This window comes from Rhodococcus sp. 05-339-2 (assembly GCF_002258965.1).
Classification (GTDB): domain Bacteria; phylum Actinomycetota; class Actinomycetes; order Mycobacteriales; family Mycobacteriaceae; genus Rhodococcoides.
Genome location: NZ_NOYW01000008.1, coordinates 626,196 through 639,360, shown reverse-complemented (window position 1 = coordinate 639,360; position 13,165 = coordinate 626,196). Strand labels below are relative to the sequence as shown.

Below are 13,165 nucleotides of genomic sequence, written 5' to 3'. Positions count from 1 at the left end.
GGGGGGGGGCGGGGGGCGGGGCGGGGGCGGGCGGGCGCGCTCAGGTCTCAGGCGTCTGCGGCGGCGTCTCGGTCGGCACCCAGGAGTGCGGAGATCATGTCCGGTGCCAGCGCGACGGCAGGCAGAGCATTGACGTTGAGGTCGATCAGTTCGTCGCGGCCGAGCTCCGGTGCGGTGAGCCAGTTGATGGTCGTTTCCTCGACGAATGCGATCCAGCCGCGAACGGCCAGCACGATGGTGGGGGTCACCTCGATGTCGAGTCCCCCGAGTTGCGCGAGGGTTCGCTCGGCCATGGCGGAGCGAGTCTCCTCGAACACCGCGCGCATCTGCGGATCGCCACTGGGGGTGCCGCGCAGGAGTGAGACGTACATCTGTCGCTTGCCGGTGACGTAATCGACGTAGTTGGCGATGGAGTCGCGCAGAATCTCGTACGGTGGCAGCGAAGGATCGGGTGCGGTGCGCTCGAGCATGACGCGCGAGGATTCACGCACGATTTCGAGGTGGAAGTCCTGCTTGGAGGCGAAGTAGTGGAACAGCAGACCTCGGGAGACGCCGGCTTGATCGGCGATGTCCTCGACGGAGATCTGCTCGAGGGGGCGGTCGGCGAGCATTTCGGTACCGAGCTCGATCAATTGGGCTCGTCGTTGTTGCGGACTGAGTCTCGTCCTCTTCGTGGTCGGTGCGCCGGGACTGTTCACGACCGCCATGCAACCACCCTACTGAATGTTAGTCAATAACTATTGACTCACACTCAATAAGCTTCTACGCTCCCCTACATGAGTCTTCCCGTAACAGATACTTCGGACCGTGCAACGACGCCGCGTCACGTCGATACGCTGATCATCGGCAGCGGGTTCGCCGGCCTCGGTGCCGCGATCAAGCTGACGAAGGCAGGCAAGAAGGACTTCGTCGTCATCGAACGTGGCCACGACGTCGGCGGCACCTGGCGCGACAACACCTACCCCGGTGCTGCCTGCGACGTGCCGTCGCACCTGTACTCGTACTCGTTCGCCCTGAACCCGAACTGGACTCGGTCGTTCTCCACACAGCCCGAGATCCAGAAGTACATCGCCGGGGTGGCGCGCAAGTACGGCGTCATGGACAAGCACGTGTTCGGCACGGATGTGACCTCGGCCCGCTGGAACGCCGAGACCAATCGCTGGGATGTTCAGACCACCTCCGGCAACTACACCGCGAAGATCGTCGTCTCGGCCGTCGGCGCACTGTGTGAGCCGAATCTGCCCGACATCGAGGGCATTCACGACTTCGAGGGCGACGTCTTCCACTCCGCTCAGTGGAACCACGACGTCTCGTTGGCGGGCAAGCGCGTCGCCGTCATCGGCACCGGTGCCTCCGCCATCCAGATCGTGCCCGCCATCGCAGGCCAGGTGGAACATCTGGACGTGTACCAGCGCACCGCGCCGTGGATCCTTCCCCGCGCCGATCGCCCGTACACCAAGCTCGAACGCTTCGCCTTCAAGCACGTTCCCGGGTTCCAGCGCCTGTCGCGGGCCGGCATCTACGCGATGCGCGAGACCCAGGTCGTCGGTCTGGCCAAGGCTCCGGCCTTCATGAAGCCGCTGCAGTGGGCGTCGGAGAACCACCTGCGCACCCAGATCAAGGACAAGGCACTGCGCGCCAAGGTGACGCCGAACTTCCGCATCGGCTGCAAGCGCATGTTGATCTCCAACGCGTACTACCCGGCTCTCGCGCAGAGCAACGTCGACCTCGTGACCGACGGCATCGCCGAGATCCGCAAAGGATCGATCGTCACCAAGGACGGCACCGAGCGCCCGATCGATGCGCTCGTCGTCGCCACCGGCTTCCACGTCACCGACTCCCCCGCCTACCAGGGCATCATCGGCAAGGACGGCCGCACGTTGGCCGAAACCTTCGACGACGGCGGCCAGCAGGGCTACAAGGGGGCAGCGGTCGCGAACTTCCCCAACATGTTCTTCCTGGTGGGACCGAATACGGGCCTCGGCCACACCTCGATGGTCTTCATGATCGAATCGCAGATCAACTACCTCGTCGACGCGTTGGACACCATCGACAAGCACGACATCGGCACCATCGAGGTGCGCAAGGACGTGCAGGACGAGTACAACGTGACGTTGCAGGATCAGCTCGCCAAGAGCGTGTGGATGAACGGCGGATGCGCCAGCTGGTACCTCGACAAGCACGGCAACAACACCACGCTGTGGCCGGGCTTCACGTTCGAGTTCCGCAGAATCACCAAGCAGTTCGATCTCGATGCGTACCGTAGCGTCGCTACCGCAGACCTGCCCTCCGGATCGTCGGCGAACAACTCCGCCGGCAACAACACAGACAAGGTGTCCGCACGATGAGCACATTCACAGGCAAGGTGGCCGTCGTCACCGGCGCGGGTTCGGGAATCGGCCGCGCACTGGCCCTCGAGCTGGCCGGCCGTGGAGCGAAACTGGCGTTGTCCGACGTCGACACCGCCGGACTCGACGAGACCGTCCGACGGGTCGAGGCACTCGGCGCCGAGGTCAAGTCGGACTTCCTCGACGTCTCCCAGCGCGAGACCGTCCTGGATTACGCCGAGGCCGTCGTCGCGCATTTCGGCAAGGTCAACCAGATCTACAACAACGCAGGCATCGCCTACCACGGTGACGTCGACAAGTCCTCGTTCAAGGACATCGAGCGCATCGTCGACGTCGATTTCTGGGGAGTCGTCAACGGCACCAAGGCTTTTCTGCCGCACATCCAGGCCTCCGGTGACGGCCACATCATCAACATCTCCAGCCTCTTCGGACTGTTGGCGATTCCGTCGCAGTCCGCGTACAACGCGGCCAAGTTCGCAGTACGCGGGTTCAGCGAATCGCTCCGCATCGAGATGTTGATCTCGAAGGCTCCGGTGAAGGTGACCGTGGTTCACCCCGGTGGCATCAAGACCGCCATCGCTCGCAACGCCACCGTGGCCGAGAACTACGACCAGGCCGATTTCGCGAAGTTCTTCGACACCAAGCTCGCCAAGACCACCCCGATCGACGCGGCCAAGACCATCCTGAAGGGTGTCGAGAAGGGCAAGGGACGCGTTCTCATCGGTTCCGACGCCATCGCACTCGACCTGCTCCAGCGCATCACCGGATCGCGTTACCAGGGCCTGATCGCCGCAGTGTCCAAGCGCGCGCTGCCGCGCACGAAGAAGTAGGCGGGTCGCGTCGTGAAGTCCTTCTACGTTCCCCTGCCGATCGTCGCGGCTGCGCTGAAGCCGTTCTATCGCCTCGCGCTGAATGCGCGATTCTCGTTTCGGACGCAGCGGCTGATCCTCGAGGCCGCCGCTCCCGTGCAAACGCTTCCGCACGGAACGGTCTCGCAGAAGATGACACTCGCGGGCCGTCGAGCCGAGCGCGTCACCGTCGGGGCAACCGAACGCGACACCGCGATCCTGTACCTGCACGGCGGCGCGTACACGATCGGATCCATCAACACGCACCGGTCACTGGCCGCACATCTGGCCCGGGAATCGGCCAGTGCTGTCTACGTGCTCGATTACCGGTTGGCACCGGAGAACCCGTACCCGGCAGGTCTGGACGACGCCGTGGCGGCGTTCCGCGAGCTGGTTCGTGTCCACGGATTCACCGCGGACCGCATCGCGATTGCCGGCGATTCGGCCGGTGGCGGTCTCTCGGTCGCCGCTGCCCGGCGTCTGGTGGACGACGGCACCAGCCCGGCTGCCCTCGGCCTTATCTCCCCGTGGGTCGATCCCGGAGCGCGCGACGCCGCCAAGGACCGCGACATGGTGGTCAACACCGGGTGGTCCTACAGCTCGGCCGATGCGTATCTGGGTGCGGGCGATCCGCTGGACCAGGGTTTCGCCCCACTGCTGGGCAACCTGGACGGTTTGCCGCCGATCGTCATGCACGTCGGTACCGACGAGGTGCTGTACGCGCAGATCACTGCGTTCGCGGACAAGCTGCGCCTGTCGGGTGTCGAGCTCGAACATGTGGAGTACAAGAAGCTCTGGCACGTGGCCCATCTGCAGGCGTCGATTCTGCGTGAGGCGGCCCAGGCCGTCCAGCACATGGGCTCGTACCTCGGCCGCAAGCTCCGAGCCGCGCAGCCGACCGGACCGTCAGAGGTTGCGCTCGCCGAGCCAACGGCCGGCGACATCGCCTGACGGAACTCCGTTGCGGACCTCGCCGATCATCTCGGCGAGGTCCGCAGTCGTCAGCTCACCCGCCACCACCGAGAACGATCTCACAGCACTCTCGTCGAGCACTCCGTCGGCATAGAGCGGCACCACGTTCTGCGCCGGATACACGTGGTCGTCGTCGGGCAGCGTTGTCAGGTCTTTCGCCAGCGGGCCGAACGACGCGGTGCGAATCGCCAGCACGTCGACTTCTCCGGCGTTCAAGCCGTCGACGGCGGACTGCGCATCGGCATACGGGGTGACATCGGTGACCGACGCCCCCGTGAACGTGGGACTCCTCGTACCCTGCGCAAGGACGTCCATCGGATCGACCTGGCCGTCGACGATTCCCACCGTTCTTTCCTCACGACCCACGAAATCCGTCACCGTCTCGTCTCCCGATTCACTGCCCGACGCCACCGCGATGGCCAGTCGATCCTCGGCGGTGGCGTAATCCCCCACCGACAACCCGGCCGGCAGTGATCGGTTCAGTTCCGTGTACACGTCCTCGGCCTCGGTTGCCTCGGAGAGACCGTCGAAGGTCCGCAGCAGCTCGCCTGTGAGATCGGGAACCATCGTCACCTCACCGCGGTCCAGCGCCGCGAGGTAGTCGGCCCGATCGCCCAGGTCCTCCTTCACCTCGACCTCCGCTCCTGTCGACCGCAGTCCCCCGGCGTAGATCTGCGCGAGCAGACGCGACAGATCCGAATTGCCCGCTCCGACGACGACGGGCACCGCAGCAGGGTCGGTCGATGCACTCGCACTGCAACCGCCGACCAGACCGGCGATCGACATCACCAGGGCTGCTGCCAGAACCGACGATCGCACTGTCATTTTCTCCTGTTCACTGCCCATGTGGTTTACCGATCCCGAGCGCGGGGCACTAGTGCGAACGAGACGGTAGTCGAACCAACCTTATGGGCACGCCGAATTCGACTACCATCCCGAGCAGCCCGAGTCCTGGTTCTTCCGTTGCCCCCCGGGGGGGCAGATCGGCGGAAATGGGTAGGACTGTGCCCGAACCGATGGAAGGACACCATGACCACCTCCCGCATCACGCGTGCGTTCTCCGCTCCGAGGGCAGTGGCAGCTGTTGCCGCACTCGCTCTCTCGGTCACCGCTCTGACCGCCTGCGGCGGCAATTCGGATCCACTCTCGAGCGGTGGCGGCGAGACCAACAGCGACACGAACTCCATCATCATCGGCTCCGCCAACTTCCCCGAGTCCGAGACCGTGGCGAACATCTACGCCGAGGCGTTGCGCGCCAATGGTTTCGAGGTGAGCACCAAGCTCAACATCGGCAGCCGTGAGGCCTACATTCCCGCAGTGCGAGACGGGTCGATCGACCTGATCCCGGACTACACCGGAAACCTGCTGCAGTACTTGGACGAATCCGCGACAGCCACCTCGTCCGAGGACGTCCTGGCCGCACTTCCTGCCGCCCTGGGCGACGATCTCACTGTGACGGCGCAGGCACCGGGCGAGGACAAGGACGCCGTCGTCGTCACTCGCCAGACCGCCACCGAACGCAACCTCACCACCATCGGCGACCTCGCACCGTTCTCCTCCGAGGTGACCTTCGCCGGTACCCCGGAGTTCCAGGAGCGCGTCGGCGGCCTGCCCGGTCTGCGAGACAAGTACGGCCTGGACATCTCGCCCGGCAACTACATCCCGATCTCCGACGGCGGCGGCCCGGCCACGGTCGAGGCACTCGTCTCCGGGCAGGTCGTCGCGGCGGACATCTTCACCACCGCGCCCTCGATCGCACAGAACGATCTCGTGGTCCTCGAAGACCCGGAGAACAATTTCGCGGCCCAGAACATCATTCCGGTGCTGCGTACGGCCAAGCAGTCCGACAAGCTCACTCAGGTGCTCGACGCCGTGTCGGCGCAGATCACCACCGAAGAGCTGATCGCACTGAACACCTCGGTCTCGGGTGACGAGAAGGTCGAGCCGGCGGCAGCAGCAGCGGCGTGGGTCAAGGACAAGGGCCTGGACCAGCCGGTCAGCTGATGATCACCTTCGAGCACGTCAACAAGACCTATCCGGATGGCACCACAGCGGTCGACTCCTTGGACCTGGTGATCGAGCCACATTCGTTCACCGTGTTCGTGGGGCCGTCCGGCTGCGGCAAGACCACCTCGATGCGAATGATCAATCGCATGATCACTCCCACCTCGGGTGTGATCACGGTCGACGGTCGCAACATCGCCGACATCGACGCGGTGAAGCTGCGCCGCGGCATCGGTTACGTGATTCAGAGTGCCGGCTTGTTGCCGCACCGTACCGTCGTCGACAACGTCGCCACGGTGCCGGTACTGAACGGCGAATCGCGTCGCGCCGCACGCAAGGCTGCACTCGACGTCCTCGAGCGAGTCGGCCTGGACCCGGCGTTCGCCTCGCGCTACCCGGCGCAACTGTCCGGTGGGCAGCAACAGCGGGTGGGCGTGGCCCGGGCGCTGGCCGCCGACCCACCGATCCTGCTGATGGACGAGCCCTTCAGCGCGGTCGACCCGGTGGTGCGTGAAGAACTGCAAATCGAGATGCTGCGCCTGCAGGCCGACCTGAAGAAGACGATCGTCTTCGTCACCCACGACATCGACGAGGCCGTCCGGCTCGGCGATCGCATCGCGGTCTTCGGGCCGCAGGGCCGACTGCAGCAGTACGACAAGCCCGAGACCGTACTCGCCGCACCGGCAACGTCTTTCGTGGCGTCGTTCGTCGGCCGCGATCGCGGCTACCGCGGGCTGTCGTTCAGGTCGGCGCAGGCTGTGACCATGCACCCGATCCACACGGCGACGCAGGACGAGATCGACGGCCTCCGACTGGACCAGGGGCAGTGGGTGCTCGTCGTCGACGAACAGCGCCGACCGTTGGGGTGGATCGACGCGACCGGAGTCGAGAAGGTGCGGGGCGGCCGCAGCATCGACGAGAGCACGGCAGCGGGCGGCTCGCTGTTCCTCGAGGGCGGCGATCTGCGTCAGGCACTCGACGCCGCGATCTCCTCGCCGTCGGGAATCGGCGTCGCGGTCGATGGTGCCGGGGCTGCCGTGGGCAGCGTCGACGGTGCGGAGATCCTCGAACACCTTGCTGCGCAACGTAAGTCGGAGGACTCGGAACGCAACCGGCATCACTTCCTCGCCAGCGGGGACGCCGAACAGTGACCTGGCTGCTGGACAACTTCGGTGTGGTCCTCGGCTACACGAAGACGCACCTGTACCTCTCGCTCGTCCCGCTGTTCGTCGGGTTGCTCATCGCCATCCCGCTGGGCACCGTCATTCGCAACACTCGCTGGGTTCGTCGAATCACGTTGACGGTGGCCAGTATCGCGTTCACCCTGCCCTCGCTCGCCCTGTTCGTCACCATCCCCGCGGTGGTCGGTCTACCGGTACTCGATCCACTGAACGTGGTGATCGCCCTGTCGGTGTACTCGACCGCACTGCTGGTGCGCGCGGTGCCCGAGGCCCTCGACTCGGTGCCGTTCGCCGTGGTCGATTCTGCCGAGGCGATGGGCTACTCGTCGCTGCGGCGAGCGGTGACCGTCGAACTGCCCCTGGCGCTTCCGGTGCTGATCGCGAACATCAGAGTCGTTGCGGTCACCAACATCTCACTGGTCTCGGTGGGCTCGGTGATCGGCATCGGCGGTCTCGGCCAGCTCTTCACCCAGGGCTACCAGCGTGACTATCCCGATCAGATCTTCGCAGGCATCATCTCGATCGTGTTCCTGGCGTTGATCTTCGACGCGGCCCTGTTCCTGCTGGGGCGTCGACTCACTCCGTGGACGCGACTGAACACGGGCTCGTCGAAGAAGAAGGCACGCGCATGAATCTCTTCTCCGAGGCGTTCTCGTACATTCTCGACGGCGGAAACTGGGCCGGGCCGACGGGAATCGGCGCACGACTGATCGAGCACATGTGGTACAGCCTGCTGGCAGTGTTGCTCTCGGCTGCCGTCGCGGTTCCGGTGGGTCTGCTCATCGGTCACCTGCGCCGCGGTGAGGCCGTCGTCGTCGGCCTCGTCAACGCGCTGCGGTCGCTGCCGACCCTCGGCATTCTCGTGTTTCTGGTTCTGGTGATCGGACTCGGACTGGTTCCGCCGATCATCGCGTTGGTGCTGCTCGGTATTCCTCCGCTGTTGGCAGGCACGTACTCCGGCATCGCCAACGTGGACGCCAACGTCGTCGACGCCGCCCGCGCGATGGGGATGACGGAAACGCAAGTGCTGTTTCGGGTCGAGATCCCGAACGCGCTGCCGCTGATCCTCGGTGGATTGCGCAACACCACATTGCAGATCATCGCCACCGCGACCATCGCGGCCTACGTCAACCTCGGTGGGCTCGGCCGCTACATCTTCGACGGGCTCGCGCTCTACGACTACGGCCGCGTTCTCGTCGGCGCGATCCTGGTGGCTCTGCTGACCTTGATCGTCGACGGCCTTCTCGCCCTCGCGGTGTGGACGTCCGTTCCGGGAACCGGTCGCCTGCGGCGGATGCCGACCGGACTCGCGAAAGTCTGACTCGTCCCACCACGAAAGACACAGACGAAAGACACCGGCGAACCGCTGGCCCGGGTAGGGCCGGGTTCGCCGGTGTTTCTTCCGTTCTCCTACGCGACGCCCTCGGCTCGCGCTGCTGCCGCAACTGCGTCCGCAACGGCCGGGGCGACACGAGGATCGAGTGGGCTGGGCACGATCTTGTCCGCAGCCAACTCGTCGCCGAGAACCGAGAGGATTGCCTCGGCAGCGGCGAGCTTCATGCCTTCGGTGATACGGCGGGCACCGGCGTCGAGTGCGCCCTTGAACACACCGGGAAAGGCGAGAACGTTGTTGATCTGGTTCGGGAAGTCGCTTCGTCCGGTCGCGACGATGGCGGCGTACTTCCTCGCCAACTCCGGATGGATCTCCGGATCCGGATTGGACAGTGCGAACACGATGGAGTCCGGGGCCATCGACGCGATGTAGCTCTCGTCGACCTTGCCTGCGGACAGACCGAGGAACACGTCCGCTCCGGCGAGGGCGTCGACCGCACCGCCCGATAGTGCACGGGGGTTGGTACGCGCGGCGAGATCGGTCTTGACGCCGTTGAGGTCCGAGCGGTCGGCGGACACGATGCCCTTCGAGTCCAGCACCACCACGTCCCCGATGCCGGCCAGAAGCAGCATGTTCGCGCACGCGACGCCCGCTGCCCCGGCTCCGGAGACGACGACCTTCAGTTCGGACGTACTGCGGCCCTGAACCTTCGCAGCCCCGTTGAGAGCAGCGAGTACGACGATGGCTGTGCCGTGTTGGTCGTCGTGCATGACGGGGCATTCGAGCGCCTCGACGACGCGCTTCTCGATCTCGAAACAGCGCGGTGCCGAGATGTCTTCGAGGTTGACGGCACCGAAGCTGTGCCGCATCCGCACGATGGTCTCGACGATCTCGTCGACGTCGTTGGTGTCGAGCACGATCGGAATGGAATCGAGGCCTGCGAACTTCTTGAACAGCGCGGCCTTGCCCTCCATCACCGGCAACGACGCGCGCGGACCGATGTCGCCCAGGCCGAGCACTGCGGAACCGTCGGAGATGACGGCCACGAGGCGATCGGTCCAGGTGTATCGCTTGGCCAGCGAGGCGTCGGCGGCGATGGCGCGGCTGACCTGCGCCACTCCGGGGGTGTAGGCGATCGAGAGATCGCGCTGCGTGTCGAGCGGCGCTGCCAACTCGACCGACAGCTTGCCGCCGAGATGCCCGGCGAAGATCTCCTCGTCGGTGATCGCCGCCGGTCCTGCCGGTGCGGTGTGTGTTGCTGCGGTGTCTTCGACTGCCGTCACGGTGAAAGCTCCTCGCACTGTCGACCTCGACCAGCAAGGCGACGAAGTGTCAACGAAGTGAGTGGTGGAAATGAGGGCCCGTCGGAGTGCGCCAGTGCTGGCTGCAAACTGCCGAGAGCGTGTCTCGCATGTGAGGCGGGTACGCCTGCACGATCAGCGATGGGCTGTAGCCCTGTCGGTGCCCTAGTGTGCCATATCGCCGACCCACCTGACCACAGCGTCAGGAACCACCGGGACCGGTTCTCACTGCCACCATTGTGTCCACAGGACGAGGCCTGCGGCGACGAAGACCACGAGAGCGCCGAGAACGGCCGAGATTCCGCGACGGTGATCGGCGATGCGCTGCGCGATCACGGCAACGATCGCGGCGACGATATGGGCGGCAACCGAGAGAGCGCCAGGACCGGGGAAGCCGCGGGAGTGGCCCAGATACTGCGTGACGGCGACGCCGAGGGCCAGCACCACCAGTCCCCCGGTGACGATACCGCTGAGCCCGCGCAGGAATCGGAGCCCGGCACCTGCCCCGGTCATCCGCCTGCCACGAATCCGCGAACCGAGTCCGCGATCAACTGCACCGCGATAGCGGCCAGCAACAGACCGGCGATGCGTGCCAACAGCGAGATACCGCCCTCCCCGAGGAGCCGGATCAGCGCGGTCGAGAATCGAAGCACCAGGAAGAACAGAATGTGAATGGTGATGATGCCCAACGCAATTGCCAAGAACGAACCGGCGTCACCGTCGGCCTGGCTGACGTAGACGATCACCGCGGCAATGGCACCGGGGCCTGCCATGAGCGGAGTCCCGAGCGGCACGAGTGCCACGTTGACGTCCTCCGCGGCGGTGTCCCCGCCCGCACCCTTTCCGGTGAGCAGCGACAACGCGATGAGCAGCAACAGCAACCCGCCCGCACCCTGCAATGCCGGAATGCCGATGTGCAGGTAGCTCAGGATCGCCTGGCCGCCGATCGCGAACACCGAGATGACGGTCAGCGAAACCGCGGGGGCCTGCCATGCGGCCTTGTTGCGGGCTTCTTTGCTCTTGCGCCCGACCAGAGACAGGAACACCGGGATCGCGCCCGGCGGGTCCATGATGACGAACAGGGTGATCAACACCGTCAAGTAGAGCGTCACATCGAATGTCATGGCCGCGCCGCCGCAACCAGACGGTCGTATTGCTCTGGGGCAGTGGAGTATTCGCCCAGCTTCACCGTCTTGTTGGTGCCGTGGTAATCCGAGGATCCCGTGACGATCAGGTCCAGTTCCGCGGCGAGGTCGGCCATCACCGCGGTGTCCTCCGGCGAGTGATCCATGTGATGGACCTCCACTCCACCGAGACCGCGCGCTGCGAGTTCGCGAATGTGATCGAGGTCGAGGATGCGGCCGCGGGTACGAGCTCTGGCGTGCGCGAGCACACTGACACCGCCTGCCGCAGCGATCATGTCCACCGCTACTTCGAGGGGGGTGTCGACCTTCTCGACGTAGTACTTGCCGTCGGTCGCCAACGGACCGGCGAACGCGGCGTTCATGTCCGGGACGTACCCGGCGTCGATCAGGGCTCGACCCAGATGGGGTCGCCCGGCCGCCGCACCGGCCGAGGCCAGCACCGCGTCGGGGTCGATGGGCAGACCGTCCGCCGCCATCTTCTCGGCGATGGCACGCAATCTCGTGACCCGCTCGCTGCGCAACCGCGCGCGCTCGGTTGCGAACACCTCGTTCGCGGGGTCGAACAGGTACGCCAGTAGGTGCACGGGAACCGGCCGGCCGTCCTCGCCTCGCCCGGTGCAGGAAAGTTCCATGCCGCGCACGAGCGTGAGACCGGACGGCAGTGCGGAGGCCGCCTCGTCCCATCCCGAGGTGGTGTCGTGGTCGGTCAGAGCCACCACCGACAGTCCCGCCTCGGCTGCGGCCCGGACCAGCTCGGCCGGGCTGTCGGTGCCGTCTGACGCCGTCGAGTGGGTGTGGAGGTCGATGAGCACCTGCACAGTGTTCCAGGCCCACTCTCTCGTCGTTTTGCTGGCGTACGATTGCCCGCCATGCCGTCCCTTCCACCACGCCCGTCGCTGCCGTCCCTGCATCGACGATCGGCCAAGGCCGGTCCGGTGCACGCACCGCGAATTCCGGTGCCCACGGCTCGCGCAATCGTCGACTGTGCGGTCTACGTCGAGGGCGCTCGACTGCCCGGCAGATTCACTCACACCTCGGCCATCGCGGAGGTGCGTGCACGCGGCGAAGGATTCGTGTGGGTGGGTCTGCACGCACCCGACGACCAACAGATGAACGCGATCGCCCAGTGTTACGGCCTGCACGAGCTGATGGTCGAGGACACCGTGCACGCCCACCAGAGACCCAAACTCGAGCGCTACGACGACGTCGCGTTCCTGGTACTGCGCACGGTGAAGTACGTCGAGCACGAGTCGGTGACGACCGCCAACGAGATCGTCGAGAGCGGCGAGATCATGGTGATGGTCGGCCGTGACTTCGTCATCACCGTCCGGCACGGGGAGCATTCGGGACTGGCCGGCGTGCGTCAACGCCTCGAGGGCAACCCCGAACAGCTCGCGCTCGGCCCGTCGGCAGTTCTCCATGCGGTGGCCGACCACGTGGTCGACGAATATCTCGCGGTGACCGACTCGATCGAGCGGGACGTCGACGGTATGGAGGAGGAAGTGTTCTCGCCGCACCACCACGTGCCCATCGAGAACATCTATCTCCTCAAGCGGGAGGTCGTCGAACTTCGGCGGTCGGTGACACCACTGTCGACGCCGTTGGCGCGTCTGGTGCAGGAGCCGAGCGTCCCCAAAGCGGTGCGACGCTACCTGCGCGACGTGCAGGACCATCACACGACGGTCGCCGAACGCATCTCCGAGTACGACGAGGTGCTCAGCTCACTGGTCGACGCTGCGCTGGCGCGAGTGACGATGCAGCAGAACCTGGACATGCGCAAGATCTCGTCGTGGGTGGCGATCGCCGCCGTGCCGACGATGGTCGCGGGGATCTACGGGATGAATTTCGACAACATGCCCGAGTTGCACTGGACGTACGGCTACCACCTGATGGTCGCAGTGGTGTTGTGCGTGTGCATCGGACTGTGGCGGACGTTCCACAAGAACAACTGGCTCTAGGGGCCGACGATCCGATTGGACGATGCCCAACCGAATCGTCCGATCGTTGGTGATTGCCCCGACTGCCGACAGGTG

General features: G+C 65.5%; 14 protein-coding genes. 8 read left to right on the top strand and 6 right to left on the bottom strand.

Going from position 1 to position 13,165, the window contains the following annotated elements; genetic code table 11:
• Positions 1–47: 47 nt before the first annotated feature.
• On the bottom strand, positions 48–707 hold the full coding sequence (locus CH273_RS09405; RefSeq protein ID WP_032394121.1) for a TetR/AcrR family transcriptional regulator: 660 nt from the start codon (positions 705–707) through the stop codon (positions 48–50).
• A gap of 69 nt (positions 708–776) precedes the next feature.
• On the opposite strand from CH273_RS09405, the gene CH273_RS09400 reads away from it, so the two are divergent.
• Genes CH273_RS09400 through CH273_RS09390 form a run of 3 tightly spaced genes read left to right on the top strand, consistent with a single transcriptional unit; the run spans position 777 to position 4,147 of the window.
• On the top strand, positions 777–2,348 hold the full coding sequence (locus CH273_RS09400; RefSeq protein WP_032394120.1) for a flavin-containing monooxygenase: 1,572 nt from the start codon (positions 777–779) through the stop codon (positions 2,346–2,348).
• Positions 2,345–3,178 carry an SDR family NAD(P)-dependent oxidoreductase gene (locus tag CH273_RS09395; protein WP_032394119.1) on the top strand — a complete coding sequence of 278 codons (834 nt, stop codon included), beginning with the start codon at positions 2,345–2,347 and terminating at the stop codon, positions 3,176–3,178. Before CH273_RS09400 ends, CH273_RS09395 begins: the two co-directional genes overlap by 4 nt.
• A gap of 12 nt (positions 3,179–3,190) precedes the next feature.
• Positions 3,191–4,147, top strand: a complete 957-nt coding sequence (locus CH273_RS09390) for an alpha/beta hydrolase (RefSeq protein ID WP_032394118.1) — start codon at positions 3,191–3,193, stop codon at positions 4,145–4,147.
• Here the strand turns inward: CH273_RS09390 and CH273_RS09385 are convergent.
• Positions 4,103–4,993, bottom strand: coding sequence for a glycine betaine ABC transporter substrate-binding protein (locus CH273_RS09385; RefSeq protein WP_032394117.1), 891 nt, complete (start codon positions 4,991–4,993; stop codon positions 4,103–4,105). The two genes, CH273_RS09390 and CH273_RS09385, sit on opposite strands and share 45 nt — an antisense overlap.
• Before the next feature lie 204 nt (positions 4,994–5,197).
• On the opposite strand from CH273_RS09385, the gene CH273_RS09380 reads away from it, so the two are divergent.
• From CH273_RS09380 to CH273_RS09365, 4 genes are read left to right on the top strand one after another with little or no spacing between them, the layout of a single operon-like run.
• Positions 5,198–6,172, top strand: coding sequence for an ABC transporter substrate-binding protein (locus CH273_RS09380; protein ID WP_045199238.1), 975 nt, complete (start codon positions 5,198–5,200; stop codon positions 6,170–6,172).
• Complete coding sequence (locus CH273_RS09375; protein WP_032394116.1) at positions 6,172–7,323, top strand: ABC transporter ATP-binding protein; 1,152 nt, start codon at positions 6,172–6,174, stop codon at positions 7,321–7,323. Before CH273_RS09380 ends, CH273_RS09375 begins: the two co-directional genes overlap by 1 nt.
• Positions 7,320–7,985, top strand: a complete 666-nt coding sequence (locus CH273_RS09370) for an ABC transporter permease (RefSeq protein WP_032394115.1) — start codon at positions 7,320–7,322, stop codon at positions 7,983–7,985. The genes CH273_RS09375 and CH273_RS09370 overlap by 4 nt, the downstream gene beginning before the upstream one ends.
• Entirely contained in the window at positions 7,982–8,674 is a 693-nt protein-coding gene (locus tag CH273_RS09365) for an ABC transporter permease (RefSeq protein ID WP_032394114.1), read from the top strand. Before CH273_RS09370 ends, CH273_RS09365 begins: the two co-directional genes overlap by 4 nt.
• Positions 8,675–8,763: 89 nt before the next feature.
• On the opposite strand, the gene CH273_RS09360 is transcribed toward CH273_RS09365, so the two are convergent.
• From CH273_RS09360 to CH273_RS09345, 4 genes are all read right to left on the bottom strand, one after another.
• Complete coding sequence (locus CH273_RS09360; protein WP_032394113.1) at positions 8,764–9,969, bottom strand: NAD(P)-dependent malic enzyme; 1,206 nt, start codon at positions 9,967–9,969, stop codon at positions 8,764–8,766.
• A 243-nt stretch (positions 9,970–10,212) separates the two neighbouring features.
• Positions 10,213–10,500 carry a hypothetical protein gene (locus CH273_RS09355; RefSeq protein WP_052049275.1) on the bottom strand — a complete coding sequence of 96 codons (288 nt, stop codon included), beginning with the start codon at positions 10,498–10,500 and terminating at the stop codon, positions 10,213–10,215.
• Positions 10,497–11,111 (bottom strand): MarC family protein, encoded by a 615-nt coding sequence (locus CH273_RS09350; protein WP_032394112.1) that lies wholly within the window; start codon positions 11,109–11,111, stop codon positions 10,497–10,499. The genes CH273_RS09355 and CH273_RS09350 overlap by 4 nt, the downstream gene beginning before the upstream one ends.
• A complete protein-coding gene (locus CH273_RS09345; RefSeq protein ID WP_032394238.1) occupies positions 11,108–11,944 on the bottom strand; it encodes a PHP domain-containing protein in 837 nt (278 codons plus the stop codon). Before CH273_RS09345 ends, CH273_RS09350 begins: the two co-directional genes overlap by 4 nt.
• A 57-nt stretch (positions 11,945–12,001) precedes the next feature.
• Here CH273_RS09345 and CH273_RS09340 point away from each other — a divergent pair, with 57 nt between their 5' ends.
• Positions 12,002–13,090 (top strand): magnesium and cobalt transport protein CorA, encoded by a 1,089-nt coding sequence (locus CH273_RS09340; protein ID WP_032394111.1) that lies wholly within the window; start codon positions 12,002–12,004, stop codon positions 13,088–13,090.
• The last annotated feature ends 75 nt before the right edge of the window (positions 13,091–13,165 follow it).

Bases quoted from the DNA above. Each gene is read 5' to 3' on its own strand.
- CH273_RS09405 (WP_032394121.1), bottom strand. From the start codon at position 707: ATGGCGGTCGTGAACAGTCCCGGCGCACCGACCACGAAGAGGACGAGA.
- CH273_RS09400 (WP_032394120.1), top strand. From the start codon at position 777: ATGAGTCTTCCCGTAACAGATACTTCGGACCGTGCAACGACGCCGCGT.
- CH273_RS09395 (WP_032394119.1), top strand. From the start codon at position 2,345: ATGAGCACATTCACAGGCAAGGTGGCCGTCGTCACCGGCGCGGGTTCG.
- CH273_RS09385 (WP_032394117.1), bottom strand. From the start codon at position 4,993: ATGACAGTGCGATCGTCGGTTCTGGCAGCAGCCCTGGTGATGTCGATC.
- CH273_RS09380 (WP_045199238.1), top strand. From the start codon at position 5,198: ATGACCACCTCCCGCATCACGCGTGCGTTCTCCGCTCCGAGGGCAGTG.
- CH273_RS09375 (WP_032394116.1), top strand. From the start codon at position 6,172: ATGATCACCTTCGAGCACGTCAACAAGACCTATCCGGATGGCACCACA.
- CH273_RS09365 (WP_032394114.1), top strand. From the start codon at position 7,982: ATGAATCTCTTCTCCGAGGCGTTCTCGTACATTCTCGACGGCGGAAAC.
- CH273_RS09355 (WP_052049275.1), bottom strand. From the start codon at position 10,500: ATGACCGGGGCAGGTGCCGGGCTCCGATTCCTGCGCGGGCTCAGCGGT.
- CH273_RS09350 (WP_032394112.1), bottom strand. From the start codon at position 11,111: ATGACATTCGATGTGACGCTCTACTTGACGGTGTTGATCACCCTGTTC.
- CH273_RS09340 (WP_032394111.1), top strand. From the start codon at position 12,002: ATGCCGTCCCTTCCACCACGCCCGTCGCTGCCGTCCCTGCATCGACGA.